We start from the raw sequence: 23,501 nt of genomic DNA, 5'->3' as shown, positions 1-23,501 counted from the left end.
GTTTTCTTTTTGTCAGGATATGACCGGATCAGTTGCTGGCACCGCCTGCGGCTCCCGGCAACGAGGTTGGGGCCTTGGAAACGCCCTGAATGATCTGACCGAGGAAGGTCTGGTCCTTGCCGCCTGTCGGCGTGGTGCGCGACACGAAGTCGAACAGCTTGCCGTCCTTCAGGCCGTAATTGGCGATATGCTCGACCTTGCCGTCCTTGTTGAAATAGATGGCGAGGATCTGCCGCTCGATGATCTTCGGCTTCATGAACTGCGCGGCGCGATAACGCTTCTGCGAAATGTAGTAGAACACTTCATTGTCGAAGGTCGCGGTGGTGGACGGCGTACCGAGCGCCAGAAGCACCTGCTCGCGGCTGGAGCCGACAGGAACCGAATCAAGCGCACCCTGATCGAGTACGTAACCCTCTGTCAGCGTTTCGGACGGATTGAGCGTGGATGCAGTGTTACATCCGGCAAGAGCTACTGCGACGAGAATTGCCGTGCCTGCGAGAAGGGCACCCTGCTTGCGTACGCCAGAGGATGCACTTGGAAAAATTCGCTGCAACAAAGACCTCTCCATACATTCTAAATCAGCGCGGCACTTTCGCCGTCGGGAGAACTTCGGTAAACCACCTTGCTTATTTATGCAACTGGAACGGTCGTACGGACATGATTCTCCAACTATTCCGCCGCAAATCGAAAGCAAACGAGGCAATTATGCTTCGCGTTTACGAGGTGATCGTGGCGGCGGCGCGGCAAAAACGGTTTTATGCACAATTTCAGGTGCCTGATACGCCGCTTGGCCGCTATGAAATGCTTTCGCTGCATATTTTCCTTGCCCTGCATCGGATGAGGGGAGAAAACAAGGCGCTTGCCGATCTGGCACAGGAAATCGCCGACGAGTTTTTCAAGGATGTCGATCATTCGCTGCGCGAACTCGGTATCGGCGACCAGGGCGTCCCGAAGCGCATGAAGAAGCTTGCCCGCATGTTCTACGGTCGGGTCGCGGCTTATGGGGAGGCGTTGGATGCAAATGATGCGGACGCGCTGGCTGCCGCGCTGACGCGAAATATCCGCCCCGACCTCGAATTCTGGCCGCATGCCCACCATTTAAGTGAATATGTTCTGGGATGCCGTGACCGGCTGCAAAAAATTGCGGACGATGCTTTGGCGGCAGGCGACATTTCCTATATGGATGCGGATCAAATGGACTTTGCGCCAAAAAACAATGCTGAAAAGGCCAATGAGAATGACTGACAAACCGGCGCTCACCTATCCTGTTCCGGTTCTTCACCTGCCGCAAAAGGGCGTGACGGTGAAAATAGGCACGGATGAGAAAGAGCGCGCAGCACTCGCGGCAGCCCATGGGCTTGAGGGTGTAAATGCCTTTGCTGTGGAATTTCTGATTACGCCCTGGAAAAAGGATGGCATCCGGGTGCGGGGTCGTATCGATGCGGAAATCGTTCAGTCCTGCATCGTGACGCTCGAGCCGCTGACCAACAGCATCGCCGAAGACGTCGACACGATTTTCGTGCCGGAAAATTCGAGGCTTGCACGGATTGAGCTTGATGAAAGCGGCGAAATGCTGCTCGATGCCGAAGGCGCGGACATTCCGGAAGTTTTTGTCGGCGACAGGATTGATGTCGGCGCAATTGCCGAGGAATTCTTCGATCTCGCCATCGATCCTTATCCTCGCAAGCCGGGTTTGCCGGACGAGAGTGAGCCTAAGGTTTTCGGGGACGACGACGGTGAAGAGAAGCCCGTTTCGCCGTTTGCGAAGCTTTCAGAATGGCAAAAGAAGCCGTAATTCAGAGTGGTTTGACAGAATTTGGTTGTGCGGAAACGCAAAAACACTATTTTCGCCGAAAACCTGTCTGCTGCAAAAAGCAGAGCAGGGGCAGGGATCGCACAGGAACAATCAAGAGTGATCAAAATTTCGATTGACGCGATGGGCGGTGATTTTGGCCCTGAAGTGGTCATCCCCGGCGCAGCGAAGGCGCTTGAGCGCCATCCTGACATCCGCTTCATATTCTTCGGTCTCCCCGCACAGGTGGAGCCCGTGCTGGCACGTTATCCGAAGCTGAAAGCCGCATCCGAGTTCCGCGCGAGCCAGGTTGCCATCAGCATGGATGACAAGCCGAGCCAGGCGCTGCGGGCCGGTCGCGGTAAATCTTCCATGTGGCAGGCCATCGAAGCAGTGAAGACCGGCGACGCCCAGGCGTGTATTTCCGCCGGTAATACCGGTGCATTGATGGCCATGTCCAAATTTTGCCTGCGTATGATGTCGGATGTCGAGCGCCCGGCGATTGCCGGCATCTGGCCAACACTGCGCGGTGAAAGCATCGTGCTTGACGTTGGAGCCACTATTGGCGCCGATGCGCGCCAGCTCGTCGATTACGCAGTTATGGGGGCTGGTATGGCGCGGGCCCTGTTCGAGGTGCGCAAGCCGACCGTCGGGCTCCTGAATGTCGGCACGGAAGAGGTAAAGGGTCTCGACGAGATCAAGGAAGCAGGTCAGATTCTGCGCGACACACCGCTCGACGGACTTGCCTATTCCGGTTTTGTTGAAGGCAATGATATCGGCAAGGGCACGGTGGACGTGGTCGTGACCGAAGGCTTTACCGGCAATATCGCGCTCAAGGCTGCGGAAGGTACGGCCCGCCAGATGGGTGAACTGCTGCGTCAGGCCATGCGCCGGACGCTGCTTGCCAAAATCGGTTATGTTTTCGCCAAGGGCGCGTTTGATCGCCTGCGCGAAAAGATGGATCCGAACAAGGTCAATGGTGGCGTCTTCCTCGGTCTCAGTGGAATCGTCATCAAAAGCCATGGCAGCGCCAATGCAGAAGGCTTCTGCTCGGCAGTGGAAGTCGGCTATGACATGGTGAGAAATCGTCTTCTGGAAAAGATCGAGGCTGATCTGGCGCATTTCCACCACAGTCATCCGCATGTATCGAATGATGGTGGCGAGGCTGCAAAGGCATAATTCCGGCAATGCCATCCGGAAGACGGAATTGGACAAGATTTGCGGTTGCCGATTATTTTTCGGCGCCGAAGCGGTGAAGTAACTTTTACCGAGTATGTGTAGGGCCAGAATTTTCGACTGCGCGCGTGAATGTTCGTCGCGCCGGTCGCATGTAAGGACAGGAAATAAGAGATGATAAGATCTGTCGTGCGGGGTATCGGTTCGGCTTTGCCGAAGCGGGTCATGAAGAATACCGATTTCGAAGGTATTATCGAAACCTCCGACGAGTGGATCGTGCAGCGCACGGGTATCCGTGAGCGCCACATTGCAGGCGATGACGAAACCACGGTTTCGCTTGGCACGGCTGCGGCCCGCGCAGCAATCGAGAATGCCGGCTTGCAGCCGACTGATATCGATCTTGTTCTGCTGGCAACCTCGACGCCTAACCATACCTTTCCGGCAAGTGCCGTGGAAATCCAGCGCGAACTGGGAATCACCAAGGGTTTTGCCTTCGATATGCAGGCCGTGTGCAGCGGCTTCATCTATGCCATCACGACGGCTGATCTCTATATTCGCGGCGGCATGGCGAAGCGCGTTCTGGTCATCGGCGCGGAAACCTTCTCGCGCATCCTCGACTGGAATGACCGCACGACCTGCGTTCTGTTTGGCGATGGTGCCGGCGCATTGGTTCTCGAAGCTGCCGAAGGTAACGGGCTGACCTCGGATCGTGGCGTTCTCGCCGCCAATCTGCGCTCGGACGGCAACCACAAGGAAAAACTTTTTGTGGATGGCGGCCCGTCAACGACCCAGACTGTTGGTCACCTCCGCATGGAAGGCCGCGAAGTCTTCAAACATGCAGTCGGCATGATTACGGACGTTATCGAGGCATCTTTCGAGGAAACCGGCCTTACAGCCGAGGATATCGACTGGTTCGTCCCGCATCAGGCCAACAAGCGCATTATCGATGCTTCCGCCAAGAAGCTGAATATCGCTGAAGGCAAGGTTGTCATCACAGTGGATCGCCACGGCAACACGTCTGCGGCGTCGGTTCCACTGGCGCTCGCGACCGCCGTTGCGGACGGCCGCATCAAGAAGGGCGACCTCGTTCTTCTGGAGGCAATGGGTGGCGGATTCACGTGGGGCGCGGTTCTGTTGCGCTGGTAAGCGACAAATTTGATCTGCCGTGAGGAAACTCGCGGCTTGACCGTTGCGCTTTTATTTGTGTAACGTCCTGTCACGTAAGGATATTATCTGTTCAAACGCTAACCAGGCAGGTTCGGTCATGGGAGGTAAGACGGTCACGCGAGCTGATCTGGCAGAGGCTGTTTACCGGAAGGTAGGCCTTTCCAGAACGGAGTCGGCGGCTCTTGTCGAGATGATTCTCGATGAAGTCTGTGACGCTATCGTCAACGGTGAAACCGTGAAGTTGTCGTCTTTTGCGACATTTCAGGTTCGCGACAAGAACGAGCGCATTGGCCGTAATCCGAAAACAGGCGAGGAGGTTCCAATTCTTCCCCGTCGTGTGATGACTTTCAAAGCTTCCAACGTTCTCAAGCAGCGTATTCTGCAGGAACATCAGAAGCGTGAAACCAAAAGCCAGAAGTAATTGCTAGTGGATTGAGTTTGACGTTTGATACCCGTCCGATATAGATCACGTTTCAAACGTCAAACTCGAAAAATCTACTAGATTCATAAAGTTACCAGTGGTCTTTTTGATCTCGACATTTGCTCAGCGCTCATATCCGAGGGATGCAAATGTCGGAATCAGACCACTAGCATGCTGCCCATCGGGCAGCATTTTGTTTTGGCACCATCCTTGTAAAACTGGCATCCCTTTTGCGCCTGACTTATGGTCGCGTGCAGGACGGCTGTTTTTTGTGTTGGTTGCAACCGTCATAATAGTCCTTTGCCACGAACTGGCCATGCTGCTTTCGGCTTCGCATGAAGGGATGCTTATAAAGCTCTGATATTATATAATGGATTCAGTGGAGCGAATCGCTTCGCTGATATTGAAATCTGGAAAGCGGCTGGCTTTTCAGAGAGAGTTCGTGTTGCACACCGTCCGGTTTTGAATGACGTTTGCGCCGTGTCTTTCCGCACGCTGGAGTTTGTTAACTCCCGTCTTCTAAAATCCGATGGTAACAAGCGCCTTTCGTGTTACAGACGCGTTCGCGTTGGCAGCGAGTTGAACTATCTGGATCGGCGAGGTTGCGCCGCAACGGCGAAACCTGAACCACTGGAAAGGGCAAGTGGATGGACAAGAGCCCTGATGCATTCAGGACGATCAGTGAAGTAGCGGATGATCTTGATCTTCCGCAGCATGTGCTGCGTTTCTGGGAAACGCGCTTTACCCAGATCAAGCCTATGAAGCGGGGCGGCGGTCGCCGATATTACCGGCCGCTCGATGTCGAATTGCTCAAGGGCATTCGCCATCTGCTCTATGATCAGGGCTATACGATCAAGGGTGTGCAGCGTCTTCTTCGCGAAAACAATGCACAGTTTATCATCGCGCTTGGCAATGGCGACGTTCAGGCGATTGAGGCGATTACGCGCCAGAAGCAGGCTGCCGCTGATAAGCGGGCTGCCGAAGAGGCGGCTGACAATGAAATGGCTCTGCCGAGCGGCATCAAGGCGCCGCAACCGGCGCGCAAGCTCTTCGGTCTCTTGAAGGGCGAGGAGGATGGCCCCATCGGAGCTGATGGAAAGCGGCCTTCAAAGGACAACCGCTCGCTTCTGCAGGAGGCGTTGTTCGATCTTCTCGAATGCAAGCGTCTTCTCGATCAGGTGCGCTGATCGATTTCTGACCGCATGAAAAAGGGAGGCTTTCGCCTCCCTTTGCTTTTGTACGCGGATTGAATCAGCTGGACGAGAGTTTCAATCCGATGATGCCGGCGAGGATCAGTGTCACGCTTGCAACGCGGAAGAAGGTTGCAGCCTCACCGAGAATGAAAATGCCCACCAGAAACGCACCCACCGCACCGATGCCGGTCCAGATCGCATAGGCTGTTCCTAGCGGCAGGCTGCGCATGGCGATGGAAAGCAGAATGAAGCTGCCGATCATCGTCACGATGGTGATGGCGCTCGGTGTCAGAAGGGAAAAGCCTTCCGACTTTTTCATGAAATAGGCCCAGATGACCTCAAGAATTCCGGCCAGTCCCAGATAAATCCATGCCATTCTAATGCTCCCTCACAAGGGTTCTGAACGGGCCGTCCCGTTCGTTGAAGAAGCGGGAAGGCCGTCCTTCCCGTGAAGTCACTGCGCACGGCACTCTAATCAGTGCGACGGATGCAGTGCATCGTTGAGATACATGCAGGTCAGCATAGTAAATACGTAAGCCTGAATAACTGCCATCAGCAATTCGAGTGCGGTCAGCGCAACGGTCATTGCAAGTGGCAGCACAGCGGTTAGCATGCCGAGCGTTCCTAGACTGCCCAGCCCGATGACAAACCCCGCAAAGACTTTCAGCGTAATGTGCCCTGCAAGCATGACGGCGAACAGACGAACCGAATGACTGACCGGACGCGAGATATAGGACATGATCTCGATCGGCACGATGATCGGCGCCAGCACAACCGGTACGCCCGCAGGCATGAACAGTCGGAAGAACCTGAACCCGTGTCGAACGAGACCGTAGATCGTGACCGTCAGGAAGACCAGCATCGCAAGCGCGAACGTTACGATGATGTGGCTTGTCACGGTGAAGGCATAGGGGAACATGCCGATCAGATTGGCAAACAGGATGAACAGAAACAACGAGAAGACGAGGGGGAAGAAAGCCATACCCTTTTCCCCGGCGTTCTCGCGCAATGTCTTCGACACGAATTCGTAGAGGATCTCGGCTGAGGACTGCCAGCGCCCTGGCACAACGGTGCCCCTGCGGGACGACAGAAACATGAACGCAGCCGCGCCCAGCACCGTCAGCACCATGAAGAGTGCCGAATTGGTGAAAGCAACCGGCTGGCCGCCGATTTCGCCAAGTTCAACGATGGGCTTGATTGCGAACTGTTCGATCGGCCCTGCCATAGGACACCCTCCTATGGGGCCGTCCCCGATGCGAACACTGGCGCGGGTCGTCCCGCGCGGCCCTGTAAATAGTGATTCTTGAGCGGAGAGGCAAGAGGGCGTCGTCCATATCGCGCCAACAGAAACTTGATCGCGTATCCCATGGATCAGGGAGCTTTTTCGGGTATCCTGTCGTTCTTATCCATAGATTATGCCGGGAGATCGATTGATGACCATCTCAAGACGTAATTTCATTGTTACAGCATCTGCTGCCGGGGCCGGATTGGCTTTAACGCCTTTGGAGCTCAACAAGGCGGCAGCCGAAACAGGCAGTCCTAAAGTGCTAACCCCTTCACAGGTAGAAAATCCGGGCTTCCATCGCTTTCAGTTTGGTGATTTTGAGATCACCACGCTTTCCGATGGGCGCCGAGTCGGCGAAGCGCCCGAAAAGACATATGCGGTCGATCAGGACCCGAAAGTGGTTGCCGCACTTCTTGAGGAAAATCTTCTGCCCGCCGACCGCTTCGTCAACAGCTTCACGCCAGTGCTCATCAATACAGGCAAGGAGCTTGTTCTGTTTGACACCGGCATGGGAGCAGGTGCCCGCGGAGCGGGATTGGGCAAGCTGGCCAGTGCGCTTGAAGCTTCGGGCTACAAGACGGACGATGTGTCTCTGGTCGTATTGAGCCATTTCCACCCTGATCATATTGGTGGACTGATGGAAGACGGCAAGCCAGCCTTCGCCAATGCGCGCTACGCCACCGGACAGAAGGAATTCGACTTCTGGACCGATCCCGCGCGGCTCGACAGCCCCGCCAAGACCGTTGCTGAAATGGTGGCCAAAAACGTCAAGCCTCTCGCGGAGAAGATGACGTTCCTGGGCGATGATAGCGAAGTCATTTCCGGTATTCATTCGGTGGCAGCTTATGGCCACACGCCGGGTCATCTGGCTTTCAGGGTCGAAACGGGCGGCAAATCGTTGATGTTGGTCTCGGATACGGCGAACCATTTCGTCATTACGTTGCAGCGGCCCGAATGGCACGTTTCCTTCGATATCGATAAGGATGCTGCCGTCCAGACCCGCAAGCGCATGTTTGACATGATCGCCACCGACAGGCTTCCTTTCATCGGTTATCATATGCCGTTTCCGGCACTGGCCTATCTCAAGCGGGAAGGCGAGGGCTATCGCTACGTTGCGGAAACCTATCAGCTGCGTGAGAAATAGATTGAGGCGGTTTAGTACTAACGCCCACCGGCAACGTCGATGAATGTTCCGGTTACATAGGCGGGGGCGTCGTTGAGCAGCCAGAAAATGGCTTCCGCGACTTCCTCTGCCTTGCCGGCGCGTCCAATAGGGGTACCGGCGCCCAACCTCGCCGCGCGATCCGGATTGCCGCCACTGGCATGGATGTCGGTATCGATCAGGCCTGGACGCACGGCATTGACGCGAATGCCTTTCGGCGCCAGCTCTTTCGACAGGCCAGTGGTCAGCGTATCAAGTGCGCCTTTCGCTCCGGCATAATCTACATATTCAAACGGCGATCCAAGTCGCGATGCCATCGATGACACGATGACTATGGCACTGTCTGGCTGCAAGCGCCGGGCTGCTTCGCGGGCGCATAGATAGGTGCCGTAAACATTCACGTCGAACATCATTTTCAGACGATCAGCACTCATATCCGCAAGCGGCATGGTCTGAGCAACGATACCGGCATTCAGGACGACGCCTTTCAGCGGACCAAGATCGGCCTCCGCCTTGTCGAACATGGCGATCACGTCTTGTTCTCTGGATATGTCGCCCTGGATCGCAAGCGCCTTCGCACCAAGCTTCGCTGCCTCAGTCACCGTTTGCTGCGCAGCCTGTTCGTTCCCCGCATAGTTCAGAGCCACAGACCAGCCTTGCGCTGCGCTGCGCAGAACGGTAGCGCGACCAATGCCGCGACTGCCACCAGTGATCAGGGCGTTCTTCATGCTCTCCTCCATGCAATCATGGCAGAGCTAATCCGATTTGCACGTTGTGTGCAAAGGAAAGATCGTATGAAAATAAAGGTTTGGGGAAGAAAAATGGTCGGAGCGGCGGGATTCGAACCCACGACCCCTTGACCCCCAGTCAAGTGCGCTACCGGGCTGCGCTACGCTCCGAGCCGGGGAAAGCCGTAGATTATAACGACTTGGCACGCAAGGGATAATTTCTCGAAACTGGCAAATTGCACATAACATTCATGCATGGTTCTGAGCATCAGGATCGCGGTGCGAAAAGTATGATGCATGTGCCTGCAAAAGCCGTGCATGCGCCGACCACATCCCAGCGATCGGGGCGCGCTCCTTCGGCAAACCAGATCCACAAAATCGACGCGATGATATAGATGCCACCATAGGCTGCATAAGCGCGACCGGCCACGTTGCTTTCAATCAGGGTGAGCAGATAGGCGAACAATGCGAGGCATACCATGCCGGGTGCCAGCCAAAGCGGTGACTTGTCGAGCTTCAGCCATGCCCAGAAGGCGAAGCATCCGGCGATTTCAAAGAGGGCTGCTGCGGCGTATATCGCGAATTGCAAGTTTCTGCTCTCCTGAGCGTTCTCTGAGCTTCAGCGAAAGCTGATACTTGTATTCCAGCCCTGCGCAACCCCAGATGATCCCGAAGAGCAGATAAAAGTGGCGCCAGTGATCGGTGTCGATGACATTGCCGATCAGGACATGCCCGAGATAGGTTGCGTAAGCAACCAGAAGATAAGGCTGCCAGGGGCGATTGCGAAACAGAAGCTTGAAACCGATCCCGAGTGTCAGGAATGTCAGCGCCAGAAAGGCGATGAAGCCGATCCAGCCATAGTCAAGGACGGCCTTGAGCCAGACATTGTGTGTATCCTCACCGAACATCGGCCCGAACTCGAGCGGTCCGATGCCAAGCGGATGCTGTGTCGCAAGGATCATTCCAAGCCAGTGCCGCGCAAAACGCCCAAGCCTTGCACTGTCATAGCTCTGTTCGAGACGCGCGCGCTCACGGAAGAAATCGCCGACGCCGGGGATTTGCAGGATAATCAGGATCGCGAGAGTAATTGTTACAACTGCAAGCAGACCAATCACTATCAGGCGTAACCGAAAACGATTGCTGTTGCTTTGCAGGAAGAGCACGCCAAACAGAACGGCAAAGGAGAGGGGAACCATCGCCCAGGCCGCGCGCGAAAAGGATACCAGAACGCCGAGCGTCAGCAGGCAGCAGAAAGGCAGATAGACGGCCATATCGCGAAAGCCCCCGCGCATGATGCGGTAAAGCGTCCAGGTCAGCGGCAATATAAGGAAAGGTCCGTAGACATTGGGGTCCTGAAATGCGCCCTGCGCACGTCCGTAGCGCGTGAAGATTTCTGCGCCTGGAAAGAGGCTCAGATAACCGGCAATGCCAAGGACGGAAGAAAGCACGCCGACAAGAAGATAGGCGTTGAAGATGGTCTTCAGACGCCGTTGGTCACCTTCGATGACAGCGGCGAAGAATACCGATGTGAAAGCCAGAAACAGCGAGACGGCGATATAAAGCGGTGCTTTCTTGACGTCAGCCATCTGCATGACCGAAATCATGCCGCCGAAATTGAAGACAGCAAGCAGGGCGAGCAGCACAAGGCTTGTGCGGGTCAACCGCAGTCCGAACAATAGTGCCAGCGCAATCAGGCCGACCATATAGAGTTCATAAGGCGCAGGCTCGCTCATCACGAAGCCGAGCAGAAAAACGCCGAAGCCGATTGCGATATTGGCGATGAGGCGGTTGAGCGCGCGTTTGCGCGCCACATCTGCCGGCAGCATCAGGGCTGGACGCGAACTGCCGTCAAACCGTTGCGCCACGCTGGTCAATAGGCGTTTTCCGTATTGAGAAGTCGCATCGGTGTCAGGAACAGGATTTTCAGATCGAGCCAGAGCGACCAGTTTTCGATATAGTAAAGGTCGAACTCTGTGCGCATGCGGATCTTGTTCTCATTGTCGATTTCGCCGCGCCAGCCGTTGATCTGCGCCCAGCCGGTAACGCCCGGCTTCACGCGGTGACGCGCGAAATAGCCATCCACCACCTCATTATAGAGCACATTGTGCGAATGGGCGGCGACTGCATGCGGGCGCGGGCCGACGAGCGACAGGGAACCGGCGAGAACATTGAAGAACTGCGGCAGCTCATCGATCGAGGCTTTGCGAATGAAGCGTCCGACGCGGGTGACGCGAGGGTCGTTTTTGGTAACTGCCTGCTTGGCGGTAGGGTCACACATCTCTGTGTACATGGACCGGAACTTCCAGACATTGATAACTTCATTATTGAAGCCATGCCGCTTCTGTTTGAAGATCACAGGGCCCTTGCTGTCCAGCTTGATGGCAATCGCCGTGCCGATCATGATCGGCGACAGAAGAACGATGCCAACAATGCTGAAGGCAACGTCGAAGATGCGCTTGGCAACAGAATCCCAATCGTTGATGGGCTTGTCGAAAATATCCAGCATCGGCACCGCGCCGACATAGGAATAGGAGCGCGGGCGGAAGCGCAGGTGGTTGTTGAGCGCTGACAGCCGGATATCGACCGGGAGAACCCATAGCTTCTTGAGTAGTGCCAGCACGCGGGCTTCGGCGCTGATCGGCAGCGATACGATCAGCATGTCGATGTGGGCGATACGGGCAAATTCGATCAGTTCGTTGATATTGCCGAGCTTGGGATAGCCAGCAACGATGGGGGGAGAGCGCTTGTCGTCGCGGTCATCGAAGATGCCGCAGATACGGATATCGTTGTCAGGCTGCTGTTCGAGCGAGCGGATAAGCGCTTCTGCATTGGGGCCGCCGCCGACGATGACAGCGCGGCGCTCCATTGTGCCATTGCGTGCCCAGCGCTTGATTTTCCAGGCGACGAAGATACGGGCAATTAAAAGCAGGACGCAGGCGCTGAGCGCCCAATAAAGGAACCAGCCGCGCGAGAAATCGGACGAAGCTTTCAGCAGAAAACCGGCAATGGCAAGGGTGCCAAGCACGGCTGCCCAACTAATGAAAAGCCGCCGCAGATAGCGACCAGGACTACGCAATATATTGATCTGGTAACCGTCGTTGATTTCCATCAGCAGGACAAAAAGCGCACCGCCCACAACCATGATAAGGGGATAGTAGAAAACCAGATGTGTGCGGATGCCGACATAAAGCAGAAAACTCAGAATGCCGGAGCAAAACACAAGCCCGAACTCTACCATGCGCATGACGCCGCTCAGCATCAGCGGCGAAAACGTATCGTGCTGATATTGTTCAGCCATCTGGCGCGCCAGTGGGCTAAGCTTCACCGGGCCTTTCGGCTTGGAATCTTGTCCGGTCTCCTGCTTGCTGCTGGCTTCTATGGCTTTGCGGCCAAAAGGAGAAAGCGCATCATTATCTCGCACAACATTGCCCCTGATCGTAAAATGACAGCGTAGTAATTAGACCGAGAATCCTAAGCAGAATATAAATGTCGCGTGACAAGCTTTTGACTTAGGTAAACACTCAATTAAATACTCGGTTGAAAGCTGTTACTGTTAGTAACGGCTAAAATAGCATGATCTCCGTCCGTATTGATACAGCATTGGCCGCAGGAACCGATACGCCCAGTTGTCGCAAGCCAAGCCAGTACAAGGCTTGCCTTATCTCATTATATTGCCTAGGACGGTGATATGAAACCGTTGGAAGATAAAGCTGCGGGCGGCATTTTGCCGTCAAACTGTTCGGCACATGTTGCCGCCAACAGACCAGCTTTGTTTCCGCTCCTGATCGGCACCAGATCAGACGATGTCATGGGGTTGCTGCGCGCCTGACCGCACAGCGACCCAAAAAATCCTGATGACAGCAATTCACGCTGCGATCTTTCAAGGTCGCATTAACTGTTTGTTTTAAGGCGCTTTATCTAAACCGTTCTAGTGTTTTGGAGGGCGCTCTAGGGTTGATCATGACTATCTGGGCCGAACTGGCTAGAGCGGGCAATCATGCCGGCGATGAAATTTTGTTGCGAAAACGCGATCACATCTATGAAATCCGCTATAACGGCCTGGAATTGATGTCCAACGTCAATTTCCAGTCCGAGACCGTGCTGGCTGAAAGGTCGCTTCGCCTGCACGGACGGAAAGTGTCGCATATGCTTATTGGCGGACTTGGCATGGGCTTCACACTTCGGGCAGCACTCGATCTGCTTGGACCCGATGCCAGAGCCACGGTATGCGAGCTCGTCCCCGAGATCGTGGAGTGGAACCGGACCCATATCGGTCATCTGGCCAACCATCCATTGAACGATCCGCGTGTCGATGTTCGGGTCGCCGACGTGATGGATGTTCTTCGCGCAGAGCCTGGTCGATATGATGCCATATTGATGGACACGGATAATGGACCGGATTTTACCGTCCGCGATGCCAATGGCGCAATCTATGAAGATGACGGTCTGAGGCTGGTGAAAAGGGCACTGAAGCCTAATGGCATTGCTGCTTTCTGGTCGGCAACCATATCAGACCCATTCGAAGACAAGCTCGACATGCTGTCCTGGGAATGGCAACGCGAGGATATTTCGCTCATCGGCGGGCGTGCCGACGCATTCCACTATATCTATTTTGCGGCGCGTGGTGGGTTTCGGTCACAGTTCGAGCGGTCGGTATCTGCGTCCGAACCCTTTGCTGCGATGGTGGGCTGACGGAAGTATCCGTCAGTCTTCCGGGATGGCTCGATCCGGATGCGCCTCGTAATAGATTGTCTCGATCGAGTGCGCCATGGATTGCTGGCTGAAGCGCTCGTGCAGCCGGGTCACATCCGGCATTGCGGCTCGAAACGTTGTGAGATCATCTGCAGCGTCCAGCATCCTGTTCGCAAGTGCCTCCTCCTCAGGCTCCACCAGCGCCGAGGAACGAGGTCCGAACACCTCGGGAATGCCGCCGACATTGCTGGCGATGACAGGCTTTCCGGCGGCGAGCGCTTCCAGCACGATATAGGGAAATGCTTCGGCACGCGATGGAACCACCATTATTCGCCCCAAAGCAAAAGCTTCTCGCGCAGCCATTCCGGGCAGAAAGCGAATTTGTCCGGAAATTCCTTGTTCGTCGGTCAGGTTGATGAAATCGGGCTTTTCCGCACCATCTCCCACCATCGTTGCAGTGAAAATGCGCTGGTGCTGGTCGCGCAGGCGCGCAAGGGCACGGATCAGGAGGTCTGGTCCCTTCAGTTCACGCATCGTGCCGACAAAGAGAAAATCGCTGGCATCGGGCGTATCGGCAACCGGGATGAACTCGTCCTCGGCCAGGCCGTTATAAACGACGGCGTGGAGGCCATAGGGCCGCCCTACCTTTTCTTCGTAGATACGCTTTTCGAAGTTGGAAACGAACATCACTGCATCGGTCATGGGAGCCAGCATTCTCTCAACCAGAAAGACAGCGCCGCCGCGGCGCGTCTTCCGGTCGAAATGCAGGCTACCGCCATGCGGTGAATAGATACGGGCTACGCGAGACCTAAAAACCCGTAAGACTGAGCCGAACAAACGTGCATAGACGCCACCTTTGGCGCCATGTCCGTGCAATATGTCCGGCTGCAATTTCTTGATGATGCGATATGCTTTGTACGCTGCGGCTGCGTCGCCCAGTCCGATATGGCGCTGCATGGCAATGCGATGAAGGCCGAGCGTGAGCTTTGGCCGTAATTCTTCCAGAAGCGCGTCTTCGCGCGGGCCGCCTGTCGTTGCATCGCAGACGATGCCGACCGCGTGGCCTTTTTCCGCCTGCAGGCCCACGAGATCGCGAACATGGCGGAAAAGCCCGCCGGTCGGTTCGCGGAAACAGTGGATGATACGCAGTGGGGAGGCATTGGTGTCATCAGCCATCAATCGCCATCAAAACAGACGTTCGCGCACATAGATCGTGTCGCCCGGCAGGATTGGATCGGAAATCAGCACGCGACCAGTCAGAACCTTGCCGTTGAACTGGCGCGTGATGTCGACATTCTCCTGATTGGCACGTGGGCTGAAACCACCCGCAGCGGCGATTGCCTTCTGCGCGGTCATGCCCGGAACATAGGAATACTGGCCAGCGGCGCCGACTTCACCCATCACAAAGATCGGGCGATAGCGGTCGATTTCCGCGCTGACGTCGGGGTCGCGCAGATAACCGCCACGCAACTTCGATGCGATGATGCCTTCAAGCTGCTTGGACGTTTTGCCGCGTGCCGGAATGCTGCCGACGAGCGGGAAGGCGATATAGCCAGCCTGATCGACGCTATAGGTATTCGTGAGGCTCGGCTGCTCGAACACCGTAATACGTACGCGATCACCAGCATCCAGCATGTAAGGCTGGTTCAGCGCCTCGTGGAACGCAGGCGGGGCAGGGCGATAGCTGGAGCATGCGGAAAGCGTCATGGCGGCAAGGCCTAGCGCCACGAGCAGAGCGTGGCCTTTGCGCTTGTTATGAATTGTCTTCGCCGTCATCTTCCGCCTCGGTTCTTCCGAAAAGCAATATTTCTTACGAACGCAATCGACGCGGTACTGACAGCGCGATTACGAATATCGGTTGCAAGCGTTATCGATTGATTAGGGTTAATGGCTGGTAAAGAAGACAGGGCTCTGCGCAAAAACTTTGTGTCTGGCAAAAGCTGGAAGCCTCTTCTGTTTAACCCTCTGGTTACCTTGTTCCTTTACCTTCCGGCCAGATTCGGGGGTGCATTACCCCACGCGGGCGAGAGCGATCACGCGCGCAAGCGCACTCGCGAAGTCCATGGAGAATGGGGAATGGCAGAAGTCGATCCGTTATCAAGGGACGCAGATATTGATATCGGCGCGCTGTTCTCCAGCTTGCGCCGTCACTGGCTGTTCATTGTCGTTGGTGCGCTTCTCATGGCAGCAGCAGCATGGGCCATCTGCCTTCTTCTGACGCCGGACTATCGCGCTGAAGCGCGCATCATGATCGAGGCCCGCGAATCCATCTATACCCGCCCCAATGGCGAAACAGCAGCCGAGCGGCCTGTCTTCGACGCCGAAGGTGTGAAGAGCCAGGTCGAGGTATTTTCCTCCGGCGATCTTCTCAAGAAAGTCTCCGACGAACTCAAGCTGACCAGCAACGAAGCCTTCACGACGACGGAAGTGAAGCCGTGGACCCGCGTTCTCATCATGCTCGGCATGCGCACCGATCCCGCCCGGCTGACACCGGAAGAGCGCGTTCTACTGAAACTTCGCAAGAACATGCAGGTTTTTGCCGTGACGGCCTCGCGCGTCATCGTGGTGCAATATAATTCGGCAAGTCCTGAGACGGCGAAGACCATCGCCAATGCGCTTGCCAATCAATACATCCTGTTTCAGCAGGCCGCGAAGCTGGAGTCGAATGACGATGCCACCGGCTGGCTCGCACCCGAGATTGACGACCTGCGCAACCGCGTCCGCGATGCGGAAAAGAAGGTTGCGGATTATCGTGCTTCGCGCGGGCTTTTGACCGGGCAGAGCAACAGTACGATTGCGACACAACAGCTCTCGGAAGTCTCAACCGAACTGACACGCGTCCGCACCAGCCGCGCTTCGGCAGAAGCAAAGGCGGAAAGCATTCGTAAATCGCTGGCCTCCGGTGCTCCCATCGATACGCTGCCGGATGTGGTTGCTTCCGGCATGATGCAGCGCCTTGCGGAAAGACGCATTCAGCTCAACGCCCAGATCGCCGACCTTTCGACGACACTTCTGGAGGGGCATCCCCGCATCAAGGCACTACGCTCGCAGCTTGCCGATCTCGATCAGCAGATCAGGATTGAAGGCCGCAAGCTCGTTGCTAGTCTTGATAATGAAGTCTCAACGGCAAAGCTGCGCGAAGAAGAACTCAATCGTGAACTCAACCGCGTGAAGGCACAAGCGGCGCAAGCGGGCGATCAGGAAGTTGAGTTGCGCGCATTGGAGCGCGAGGCGACGGCACAGCGCCAGCTTCTGGAAACCTATCTGACGCGCTATCGCGAAGCTGCGTCGCGCACCGACCGCAATTATGTGCCGGTTGATGCTCGGGTTTTCTCTTCCGCCGAAGCACCAGCAGTTCCCTATTATCCAATGATATTGCCGATTGTCGGTTCAACCTTTGCGGCTGGCCTGCTTTTGCTGTCGATTTTCGTTCTCTTGCGTGAATTGTTCAGCGGACGTGCGTTCATGACGACGGATGGTCAAAGGGTTGCGGCCGTCGAGGAAATCGAAATGCCGGTTATTGCTGCTGCCGCTGAAGCGGCTGCCGTGCCGCCGTCCAGAGCTGAACGCCGTGATGGCGTTTCCGAGGAAACAATTCTGGCGCGACGCCGTTCATGGACTATGCCGTTTGCGGCGAAGCCGCCGGTTTCCGAAACGAGGAAATCCGTGGAGGAGTTTCCCATGATAAAGCAAGGTGAGACCAAACAGCGCGAGACGAGACCACGTAATCCCAATGGTGTGGAGGCCGTTGCCGATCTGCTGTCCGGCGGAAAGCTGAAACGTATCGTGGTGGTTTCTCCCGAGGGTGATAAAGCGTCGGCGGGAGCGGTGCGTCTGCTGCGTGAATTCGCCGACCGCGGAAAACGTGCAATTTTGGTGGATATGACCGCGCAGGGAACTGTCGGGCTTGCCATGCTGGACGGTACGCATCTGCCCGGCATTACCGAGCTTCTGTCCGGCGAGCGCCGCTTCAACGAGGTCATCCACAGTGACCGGTTCTCGCAGGCGCATGTCGTTCCGCTGGGTGAGGCCGATCCTGAAACCGCCATGCGTTCCGCCGACCGGTTACCGCTCATTTTGGATGCGCTGGAAACGGTCTATGATTTTGTTGTGGTGGAATGCGGTCCGTCATCTTCGGAACAAATCCGACGCATTGCCGATGGACCTGCTGCAGTGGTGATGAGTATCGTCGATCCGGATGACAAGGGCGTTGCGCTGGCTGCTCTCGATCTCGATCAGGGTGGTTATGAAGACGTCGTCATTCTGATGGACGAAACCGTCTGATTGCCAAATACGATTCTGGAACAGCGTCTTAGACCTTGTTCCTGAATCAGATTGCTAAGCACCTCTACCTTCTTGCGAACCTGCTGCGCAGCTTCTTGGCAAGGCCCCAAAGACGCGGATTGCGCTTGAGACATCCGGCAATGGCATTGCGGACTGATTGCAGCGCCGTGAAAAGCTTTCCTTTGGCGGAAAGCGGTACCAGCGTGTCATAGATCGTGAGCTCGATGTCGCACCATTCGCGCTTGTACGGCTCATCACCGATACCGAAACTGTAGATCGAACGGCCTTCGTCGCAACTGCGGCTGATATCCTCGAAGAAGAGAAATTCACCCGGACTGGCGGAAGTCAGTTCGTCTTCTGCGATCGCGGCGAACTCGACGGTAGGGCCTGTATCGCCAAGCAGCTTTCCGATGATCGAACGCACGGTTCCTCCAACTTCAAGAAAGCGCAGCTCATGCAGATTCCGCCCCTTCGCAAATCCTTCGCCGAAGAAAGCTTTGAAGAAATTGCGCACATTCTCGTCCGCGAAAGGGTCATTGATCCCCATCTGCCGGAAACGCTGGGCCTTCATCGCAAAATAGAGGTCGAGAACCGTGTCGGATTCCGCGCGAGTTTGCGGCCGGGCTACTCTCCAGCCACCGCTTTCTTCATAACGGCGACTGTGCTGACGATGCTTTTTCAGTTTTCTCTTGCGGTTGGCGCGATCAAGCACTGCATCGAAGCCACCACCGAGCGATGCGGCGAGCACCGGATTTGGATTTGGCGCCTTTCCGAGAGTGAGCAGAGGATTGGCCGCGCCTTGCAGTTCAGAAAGCTGGCGTGTCAGTGACAGCGCATCGATGTCGGGCCGTGCTTTGCGGATTACCTCGATCAAGTGCTGGACCGCCTCGCGTCCGAGAACACCGTGTTCCTCCCGCAGCCACGGGAAATTACAATTGGCGTGGCTCCCGCCGGGATAGCGCGCAATTTTCGCGCCGCTCTGGCTTACGACTTCCAGCGGCACGAGCAGGATTGGACCATCGCCGTCAAAGAGCCCGATGACGAAACTGTCGGCATTGACGATTGCGCGCCAACTATCGATCCATGCGAACGATTGTGGCGCACCGTGAATAGCCGCGGGATCGCTCCAGAGCCGGCTAATATCGCTGAAATCTGTAAGAATGTACGCTGCAACTTCACCCGCCATCGTCTGCAGCATCCTCAAATGGGATTAATGTTGCTTCTTGCGTGGCGGTTGCGCCATCCACCAGATGATGCCCATGGCTGGCAGAACCCAGAGAATACCGGTCACGAAGAAATAGAGGAGATGCACCCAGGCGCTCGATTCAGCGAGATGCGCCACGGCGATGATGGTCGCGAACACCGCATAGATGATGACCAGCGAAACCAGCAAAAAAGTGCCGATCAGTTTCTTCAGCCGAACGGGCATGGTGCAGTTCTCCTTTTCCCGGCACATCACTAGCGCGTGAGAAGGGGTAGTGAAAGGGCAAAAACGCGGCGGCATGTCGCGTGGTGGCAACTTGTAACAGCTTCGCCTATGCGGCATGTATCCTTCGTGTCTGTTCCAAAAGTCGCCATGCCGGTCTGCAAATGGCTATTTTCTGCGTTCCGGTGCTCACGTACTTTAAGTACGCTCCGCTCCGGTACTTGAAAATCACCATTTTCGCCACAGCCTGACGCTTTTTGATCCAGACACCTCGGCTCAATATCGAAGGGTGAATGGCATGACGGCAGCAACGGCGCAGCGTATAGGGCAGGGTTCCAGGTCATCGAAAGAGGACCGCGACCGTCGCCTTGTGCGTTATTGGCTTTATGCGGTTTTCGTCGTGCTGATTGCCATCGTGATGGTCGGCGGTGCCACCCGCATGACGGGTTCAGGCCTCTCCATCACAGAATGGAAGCCCATTCATGGTGTCATCCCGCCGCTGAACCATGCCGAATGGCTGGAGGAGTTCGACAAGTACCGCCAGATTCCGCAGTACCAGCAGATCAACAAGGGAATGTCCCTTGAAGCCTTTCAGTCGATCTTCTGGTGGGAGTGGGCGCACCGTATGCTGGCGCGCTTTGTCGGCTTTCTGGTTGCTGTTCCGCTGGCTTTCTTCTGGGTGACAGGGCGTCTCAAGGGCGGCCTCAAATACCGCATGCTGGGCCTGCTTGCACTCGGCGGCCTGCAAGGCGCTATCGGCTGGTGGATGGTCGCTTCCGGTCTCAGTGAGCTGACAAGCGTCAGCCAGTACCGTCTGGCGATCCATCTGACGACAGCCTGTATCATCATCACAGCGGTGTTCTATATTGCGCGCGGGCTTGTCACCTACAGTGAGCGACCGGCAGAAAGGTCGATCCAGCGCTTTGCCGGATGGATCGTGTTCGCCGTACTAGTGCAGATTTATCTGGGCGGTCTCGTGGCGGGGCTTCATGCCGGTCTGACCTACAATACCTGGCCGCTGATGGATGGCGCCGTCATCCCGTCCGACCTGTTCATCCAGTCGCCATGGTGGCGCAACCTGTTCGAAAACCCGAAGACGGTGCAGTTCGTGCACCGCATGTTCGCCTATACGGTTCTGGTTCTGACGGTCCTGCATTCCTTGCAGGTTTGGAAGCAGGTTCCGGGTACGACCCATGCGCGCCGCACTATCGTTCTCGTCGGACTGGTTCTCATACAGGCTGTCATCGGCATTGCCACGCTTCTGATGAGCGTTCCACTGCATCTGGGCCTGACGCACCAGTTCTTTGCGCTGATTGTACTGGCCTTCGCGGTTGCACACTGGCGCGCAACCAAGGGTGCTTACGAGGGATAACTTCTCTGGCGCAAATGCCTGAGCGCGGAAGCGATCTTCAGTTCCCGCGCTTCGTCCGCGTCGTTGCCGTCTTCACGATGCCACGCGGCTGAGAGACAGCCATAGGCAAAGGCATAATCCAGAATGTAAGCCGGTTCGCGCCCGATGATCGGTGCGAAATGCTCTGCCATGTGCCGGGCGCGCTCAAGGTCGAGGCAGAGATCATCCCGGTCGAGCGGATTGTAGAAGATATTGGCCGCATCGAACGCAGCATCGCCGACAAGCCCGTGTGGATCGATGGCAAGCCAGCCGCGCGGTCCTCTGATAATATTCTCATGGTGAATATCGCCATGTAGCGGAATGGCCTCGTGCGGCGTTGCCAGCAGGTGCTTCGCGACCGCTGTGCCTTCCGCATAGATCGGACTTTCATTCGTCACGGCGAAGAGACCGGAAAAATGCCTGTCCAATGGTTGTAAGTCAGCCGGTATCGGGGCGGGAGAGGGCGTATGCAGCGCGTTCAGAACCTCGCCGAATATCTGCAGACATTCGGCATCCTTGCCGCGTTTCAGGTGCTCATCAAGATGATAGTCGCCCGCATGTTCGAGCAACATCGATGTACCATTGAGGTCGTATAATCGCGCCGCACCATGGCCGTCCTGCCAGTCGAGATAATGCGCGCCGCGCAGCTCTTCCATTCCGGCCGGTTTCAATTGCTTGACGACAAAAATCTCGCCAGGATGATCGGTGCGTTTGACCTTCCAGACGAGGCTTGAATGCGTATCCGCCAGAGGCTCGAATGAGCCGATATTCCATTCGATGGGAAATACCGGCTTCTTCGTCATCAGACTTTGCCGAGCATGAGATTCATGTTCTGAACGGCAGCGCCCGATGCGCCCTTGCCGAGATTGTCGAGCAGTGCCACCAGATTGACCTCTCCATCGCCTTCAGTGCCGAAGACGAAAAGCTTCATACCGTCCTTGCCGGCAAGCTCTTCTGCATCGACACGCGCAAGTTTGGCGCTTTCTTCAAGCGGCGCGACTTCGACGATGTCCTGACCGGCATAATGATCGGTCAGCACGGAATGAACCTTTGCAAGCGACGGCGTTCCCTCTAGTCCGGTCAGGAACAGAGGAACCTGCACGATCATGCCCTGCGGGAAGCGTCCGACGCTGGGGCTGAAGATCGGGCGGCGATCCAGACGACCGTGCAATTGCAGTTCCGGCACGTGCTTGTGTTTGAGCGGCAGGCCGTAGAGGAAATTGTTTGCAGCAAGATGCTCCGGATGGCTCTTGTCTTCCATCTGCGCGATCATCTGTTTGCCGCCACCCGTATAGCCGGAAACGGCGTTGACGCTGACCGGATAGTCGGCAGGCAGCAGGCCCGCATCGCGCAGCGGGCGGACAAGCGCAATTGCACCGGTAGGATAGCAGCCCGGATTGGCGACGAGGCGCGCCTCGGCAATGCGTTCACGTTGACCTTTGGCCAGTTCAGCAAAACCGTAAGCCCAGTCCGGATGGACGCGATGAGCGGTCGATGTATCGATGATGCGGGTCGAGTTGTGGCCTTCGAGCAGGGAAACCGCTTCCTTGGAAGCATCATCCGGCAGGCACAGGATCGCAATATCGGCTGCGCGCAGATAGTCGGCGCGCAAGTCCTTGTTGCGCCGCTCGGCTTCCGGAATGGAGATCACTTCAAGATCGTCGCGTTCGGCCAGACGGGTGCGGATCTGCAAGCCAGTGGTGCCGTGTTCGCCATCGATGAAGATTTTCGGTTTCATGCATTTTGCCTTTGAATTCAGAAAGTTACGACAATATTCGGAATCAGTTTTCGAGCTGCTTGAATCAATCTATGAACAAGCGGCTCATCGTCGTTCTTTCTTCTCAGCCAGAAGGCCCAGATAATACATTGCGATCGTCGCTCCCGCGATTGCTGTTATATCGGCATGGTCATAGGCCGGTGCAACCTCGACCACATCTGCGCCCACAAAGTCAAGAGCCGTCAGCTTGCGCAGGACGGACAGCATCTTTGCAGACGACGGTCCGCCTGCGACCGGTGTACCGGTTCCCGGCGCAAAGGCCGGATCAAGGCAGTCGATGTCGAAGGTCAGATATGTCTTCCTGCCATCGGTGCGTTTCAGGATTTCATCGGCAATCGCCACCGCCGAGATGTCTTCGACCTCATGGCCATAAATGATCTTGATGCCGCAATCTTCCGGCGCGTGCGTACGGATACCGATCTGGATCGAGTGATCTGGATCGATAATGCCGTCGCGCACCGCACGGGCTACGAAGGAGCCATGATCGATGCGCTTGCCATCGTCGAACCACGTATCCTGATGCGCGTCGAACTGAACGAGTGCCAGTGGACCATATTTCGCGGCATGGGCCTTGAGCAGCGGCCATGTGATGAAATGATCGCCGCCAAGCGTTAGCAGAAACGCATCCGATTTCAGGATTTTTGTCGCTTCGCGTTCAATAGTGGCAGGGGTCTTGGTGTGATTGCCATAGTCGAGCAGGCAGTCGCCATAGTCGATGACGGCTAGATTCTCGAAAAGGTCGCGCTCGAACGGGTATTGCGGATCATTGTCGAAGATCGCCGACGCCCGCCGGATCGCCTGCGGACCGAAACGTGCGCCGGGCCTATTAGATACGGCTGCATCGAACGGAATACCCCAGACAACGGCGTCTGCGCCCTTCAACGACTTCGTGTACATACGCCGCATGAACGACAATACACCGGCGTGGGTCGGGTCCGTTGCTGCGCTTGTCAGGCTGCGGGCAGTAATCGCGTGGTCGATAGTCTTTGAAGGCATGGCTGTTACCTG

At 56.2% G+C, this 23,501-nt stretch carries 25 protein-coding genes and 1 tRNA gene; 11 read left to right on the top strand and 15 right to left on the bottom strand.

From position 1 onward, the window contains the following. Positions 1-28 precede the first annotated feature (28 nt). Positions 29-556, bottom strand: a complete 528-nt coding sequence (locus tag OANT_RS13085; protein ID WP_029376233.1) for an outer membrane protein assembly factor BamE — start codon at positions 554-556, stop codon at positions 29-31. 101 nt (positions 557-657) lie between these two features. Between OANT_RS13085 and OANT_RS13080 the strand changes: the two genes are divergently transcribed. The 6 genes from OANT_RS13080 to OANT_RS13055 all read left to right on the top strand — a co-directional run bounded on the left by OANT_RS13080 (position 658) and on the right by OANT_RS13055 (position 5,743). Continuing rightward, positions 658-1,245 carry a ubiquinol-cytochrome C chaperone family protein gene (locus tag OANT_RS13080; RefSeq protein ID WP_010661098.1) on the top strand — a complete coding sequence of 196 codons (588 nt, stop codon included), beginning with the start codon at positions 658-660 and terminating at the stop codon, positions 1,243-1,245. After that, complete coding sequence (locus OANT_RS13075) at positions 1,238-1,795, top strand: YceD family protein (RefSeq protein ID WP_012092336.1); 558 nt, start codon at positions 1,238-1,240, stop codon at positions 1,793-1,795. The genes OANT_RS13080 and OANT_RS13075 overlap by 8 nt, the downstream gene beginning before the upstream one ends. A gap of 117 nt (positions 1,796-1,912) precedes the next feature. Next, positions 1,913-2,971 carry a phosphate acyltransferase PlsX gene (gene plsX / locus OANT_RS13070; protein WP_010661100.1) on the top strand — a complete coding sequence of 353 codons (1,059 nt, stop codon included), beginning with the start codon at positions 1,913-1,915 and terminating at the stop codon, positions 2,969-2,971. A gap of 171 nt (positions 2,972-3,142) precedes the next feature. Next, on the top strand, positions 3,143-4,114 hold the full coding sequence (locus OANT_RS13065; protein WP_010661101.1) for a beta-ketoacyl-ACP synthase III: 972 nt from the start codon (positions 3,143-3,145) through the stop codon (positions 4,112-4,114). A 118-nt stretch (positions 4,115-4,232) separates the two neighbouring features. After that, complete coding sequence (locus tag OANT_RS13060; RefSeq protein ID WP_010661102.1) at positions 4,233-4,556, top strand: integration host factor subunit alpha; 324 nt, start codon at positions 4,233-4,235, stop codon at positions 4,554-4,556. Between the two features lie 647 nt (positions 4,557-5,203). Next, positions 5,204-5,743 carry a MerR family transcriptional regulator gene (locus OANT_RS13055; protein ID WP_010661103.1) on the top strand — a complete coding sequence of 180 codons (540 nt, stop codon included), beginning with the start codon at positions 5,204-5,206 and terminating at the stop codon, positions 5,741-5,743. 64 nt (positions 5,744-5,807) lie between these two features. Here the strand turns inward: OANT_RS13055 and sugE are convergent, their stop codons facing one another. Beyond that, on the bottom strand, positions 5,808-6,125 hold the full coding sequence (sugE, locus tag OANT_RS13050; RefSeq protein ID WP_010661104.1) for a quaternary ammonium compound efflux SMR transporter SugE: 318 nt from the start codon (positions 6,123-6,125) through the stop codon (positions 5,808-5,810). Between the two features lie 99 nt (positions 6,126-6,224). After that, on the bottom strand, positions 6,225-6,974 hold the full coding sequence (locus tag OANT_RS13045; protein WP_012092334.1) for a F0F1 ATP synthase subunit A: 750 nt from the start codon (positions 6,972-6,974) through the stop codon (positions 6,225-6,227). Between the two features lie 208 nt (positions 6,975-7,182). On the opposite strand from OANT_RS13045, the gene OANT_RS13040 reads away from it, so the two are divergent. Continuing rightward, a complete protein-coding gene (locus OANT_RS13040; RefSeq protein WP_012092333.1) occupies positions 7,183-8,178 on the top strand; it encodes an MBL fold metallo-hydrolase in 996 nt (331 codons plus the stop codon). 17 nt (positions 8,179-8,195) lie between these two features. On the opposite strand, the gene OANT_RS13035 is transcribed toward OANT_RS13040, so the two are convergent. The 5 genes from OANT_RS13035 to OANT_RS13015 all read right to left on the bottom strand — a co-directional run bounded on the left by OANT_RS13035 (position 8,196) and on the right by OANT_RS13015 (position 12,345). After that, complete coding sequence (locus OANT_RS13035) at positions 8,196-8,924, bottom strand: SDR family oxidoreductase (RefSeq protein ID WP_012092332.1); 729 nt, start codon at positions 8,922-8,924, stop codon at positions 8,196-8,198. Positions 8,925-9,018: 94 nt separating this feature from the next. After that, positions 9,019-9,095 (bottom strand) — tRNA-Pro (locus tag OANT_RS13030). A gap of 97 nt (positions 9,096-9,192) precedes the next feature. Further along, on the bottom strand, positions 9,193-9,513 hold the full coding sequence (locus OANT_RS13025; RefSeq protein ID WP_006466505.1) for a YnfA family protein: 321 nt from the start codon (positions 9,511-9,513) through the stop codon (positions 9,193-9,195). Further along, positions 9,476-10,798, bottom strand: coding sequence for an O-antigen ligase family protein (locus OANT_RS13020; RefSeq protein ID WP_041545201.1), 1,323 nt, complete (start codon positions 10,796-10,798; stop codon positions 9,476-9,478). The genes OANT_RS13025 and OANT_RS13020 overlap by 38 nt, the downstream gene beginning before the upstream one ends. Further along, positions 10,795-12,345 carry an undecaprenyl-phosphate glucose phosphotransferase gene (locus OANT_RS13015; RefSeq protein ID WP_010661109.1) on the bottom strand — a complete coding sequence of 517 codons (1,551 nt, stop codon included), beginning with the start codon at positions 12,343-12,345 and terminating at the stop codon, positions 10,795-10,797. The genes OANT_RS13020 and OANT_RS13015 overlap by 4 nt, the downstream gene beginning before the upstream one ends. A 267-nt stretch (positions 12,346-12,612) precedes the next feature. On the opposite strand from OANT_RS13015, the gene OANT_RS26750 reads away from it, so the two are divergent. Further along, a complete protein-coding gene (locus tag OANT_RS26750; RefSeq protein WP_155243290.1) occupies positions 12,613-12,753 on the top strand; it encodes a hypothetical protein in 141 nt (46 codons plus the stop codon). Positions 12,754-12,884: 131 nt separating this feature from the next. Next, positions 12,885-13,616, top strand: a complete 732-nt coding sequence (locus OANT_RS13010; RefSeq protein ID WP_012092330.1) for a spermidine synthase — start codon at positions 12,885-12,887, stop codon at positions 13,614-13,616. 12 nt (positions 13,617-13,628) lie between these two features. Here OANT_RS13010 and OANT_RS13005 read toward each other — a convergent pair whose 3' ends face one another. Both OANT_RS13005 and OANT_RS13000 read right to left on the bottom strand, forming a co-directional pair. After that, positions 13,629-14,792, bottom strand: coding sequence for a glycosyltransferase family 4 protein (locus OANT_RS13005; RefSeq protein WP_012092329.1), 1,164 nt, complete (start codon positions 14,790-14,792; stop codon positions 13,629-13,631). Between the two features lie 9 nt (positions 14,793-14,801). Further along, on the bottom strand, positions 14,802-15,392 hold the full coding sequence (locus OANT_RS13000) for a polysaccharide biosynthesis/export family protein (protein WP_012092328.1): 591 nt from the start codon (positions 15,390-15,392) through the stop codon (positions 14,802-14,804). Positions 15,393-15,692: 300 nt separating this feature from the next. On the opposite strand from OANT_RS13000, the gene OANT_RS12995 reads away from it, so the two are divergent. After that, complete coding sequence (locus OANT_RS12995) at positions 15,693-17,900, top strand: GumC family protein (RefSeq protein WP_012092327.1); 2,208 nt, start codon at positions 15,693-15,695, stop codon at positions 17,898-17,900. 64 nt (positions 17,901-17,964) lie between these two features. On the opposite strand, the gene OANT_RS12990 is transcribed toward OANT_RS12995, so the two are convergent. Both OANT_RS12990 and OANT_RS12985 read right to left on the bottom strand, forming a co-directional pair. Beyond that, positions 17,965-19,086 (bottom strand): GNAT family N-acetyltransferase, encoded by a 1,122-nt coding sequence (locus OANT_RS12990; RefSeq protein ID WP_012092326.1) that lies wholly within the window; start codon positions 19,084-19,086, stop codon positions 17,965-17,967. Between the two features lie 24 nt (positions 19,087-19,110). Then, the gene (locus tag OANT_RS12985) at positions 19,111-19,329 is read right to left on the bottom strand and encodes a DUF2842 domain-containing protein (RefSeq protein WP_010661115.1); all 219 of its coding nucleotides are present in this window, start codon (positions 19,327-19,329) and stop codon (positions 19,111-19,113) included. 295 nt (positions 19,330-19,624) lie between these two features. Between OANT_RS12985 and OANT_RS12980 the strand changes: the two genes are divergently transcribed. Further along, entirely contained in the window at positions 19,625-20,698 is a 1,074-nt protein-coding gene (locus OANT_RS12980) for a COX15/CtaA family protein (RefSeq protein ID WP_012092325.1), read from the top strand. Here OANT_RS12980 and OANT_RS12975 read toward each other — a convergent pair. The 3 genes from OANT_RS12975 to speB all read right to left on the bottom strand — a co-directional run bounded on the left by OANT_RS12975 (position 20,686) and on the right by speB (position 23,489). Continuing rightward, complete coding sequence (locus OANT_RS12975) at positions 20,686-21,519, bottom strand: aminoglycoside phosphotransferase family protein (protein WP_012092324.1); 834 nt, start codon at positions 21,517-21,519, stop codon at positions 20,686-20,688. The two genes, OANT_RS12980 and OANT_RS12975, sit on opposite strands and share 13 nt — an antisense overlap. Continuing rightward, positions 21,519-22,454, bottom strand: coding sequence for an N-acetyl-gamma-glutamyl-phosphate reductase (gene argC, locus OANT_RS12970; protein ID WP_012092323.1), 936 nt, complete (start codon positions 22,452-22,454; stop codon positions 21,519-21,521). The genes OANT_RS12975 and argC overlap by 1 nt, the downstream gene beginning before the upstream one ends. An 84-nt stretch (positions 22,455-22,538) precedes the next feature. After that, a complete protein-coding gene (gene speB / locus OANT_RS12965) occupies positions 22,539-23,489 on the bottom strand; it encodes an agmatinase (protein ID WP_012092322.1) in 951 nt (316 codons plus the stop codon). Between the last annotated feature and the right edge of the window lie 12 nt (positions 23,490-23,501).

Source organism: Brucella anthropi ATCC 49188 (assembly GCF_000017405.1).
In the GTDB taxonomy this organism is placed as follows: Bacteria; Pseudomonadota; Alphaproteobacteria; order Rhizobiales; family Rhizobiaceae; genus Brucella; species Brucella anthropi.
Note: the sequence above shows the minus strand (reverse complement) of the source record. Positions and strands in the feature narration are given on the sequence as shown.

Bases quoted from the DNA above. Each gene is read 5' to 3' on its own strand.
- OANT_RS13080 (WP_010661098.1), top strand. From the start codon at position 658: ATGATTCTCCAACTATTCCGCCGCAAATCGAAAGCAAACGAGGCAATT.
- OANT_RS13075 (WP_012092336.1), top strand. From the start codon at position 1,238: ATGACTGACAAACCGGCGCTCACCTATCCTGTTCCGGTTCTTCACCTG.
- OANT_RS13065 (WP_010661101.1), top strand. From the start codon at position 3,143: ATGATAAGATCTGTCGTGCGGGGTATCGGTTCGGCTTTGCCGAAGCGG.
- OANT_RS13060 (WP_010661102.1), top strand. From the start codon at position 4,233: ATGGGAGGTAAGACGGTCACGCGAGCTGATCTGGCAGAGGCTGTTTAC.
- OANT_RS13055 (WP_010661103.1), top strand. From the start codon at position 5,204: ATGGACAAGAGCCCTGATGCATTCAGGACGATCAGTGAAGTAGCGGAT.
- sugE (WP_010661104.1), bottom strand. From the start codon at position 6,125: ATGGCATGGATTTATCTGGGACTGGCCGGAATTCTTGAGGTCATCTGG.
- OANT_RS13045 (WP_012092334.1), bottom strand. From the start codon at position 6,974: ATGGCAGGGCCGATCGAACAGTTCGCAATCAAGCCCATCGTTGAACTT.
- OANT_RS13040 (WP_012092333.1), top strand. From the start codon at position 7,183: ATGACCATCTCAAGACGTAATTTCATTGTTACAGCATCTGCTGCCGGG.
- OANT_RS13035 (WP_012092332.1), bottom strand. From the start codon at position 8,924: ATGAAGAACGCCCTGATCACTGGTGGCAGTCGCGGCATTGGTCGCGCT.
- OANT_RS26750 (WP_155243290.1), top strand. From the start codon at position 12,613: ATGAAACCGTTGGAAGATAAAGCTGCGGGCGGCATTTTGCCGTCAAAC.
- OANT_RS13010 (WP_012092330.1), top strand. From the start codon at position 12,885: ATGACTATCTGGGCCGAACTGGCTAGAGCGGGCAATCATGCCGGCGAT.
- OANT_RS13005 (WP_012092329.1), bottom strand. From the start codon at position 14,792: ATGGCTGATGACACCAATGCCTCCCCACTGCGTATCATCCACTGTTTC.
- OANT_RS13000 (WP_012092328.1), bottom strand. From the start codon at position 15,392: ATGACGGCGAAGACAATTCATAACAAGCGCAAAGGCCACGCTCTGCTC.
- OANT_RS12995 (WP_012092327.1), top strand. From the start codon at position 15,693: ATGGCAGAAGTCGATCCGTTATCAAGGGACGCAGATATTGATATCGGC.
- OANT_RS12990 (WP_012092326.1), bottom strand. From the start codon at position 19,086: ATGGCGGGTGAAGTTGCAGCGTACATTCTTACAGATTTCAGCGATATT.
- OANT_RS12985 (WP_010661115.1), bottom strand. From the start codon at position 19,329: ATGCCCGTTCGGCTGAAGAAACTGATCGGCACTTTTTTGCTGGTTTCG.
- OANT_RS12980 (WP_012092325.1), top strand. From the start codon at position 19,625: ATGACGGCAGCAACGGCGCAGCGTATAGGGCAGGGTTCCAGGTCATCG.
- OANT_RS12975 (WP_012092324.1), bottom strand. From the start codon at position 21,519: ATGACGAAGAAGCCGGTATTTCCCATCGAATGGAATATCGGCTCATTC.
- argC (WP_012092323.1), bottom strand. From the start codon at position 22,454: ATGAAACCGAAAATCTTCATCGATGGCGAACACGGCACCACTGGCTTG.
- speB (WP_012092322.1), bottom strand. From the start codon at position 23,489: ATGCCTTCAAAGACTATCGACCACGCGATTACTGCCCGCAGCCTGACA.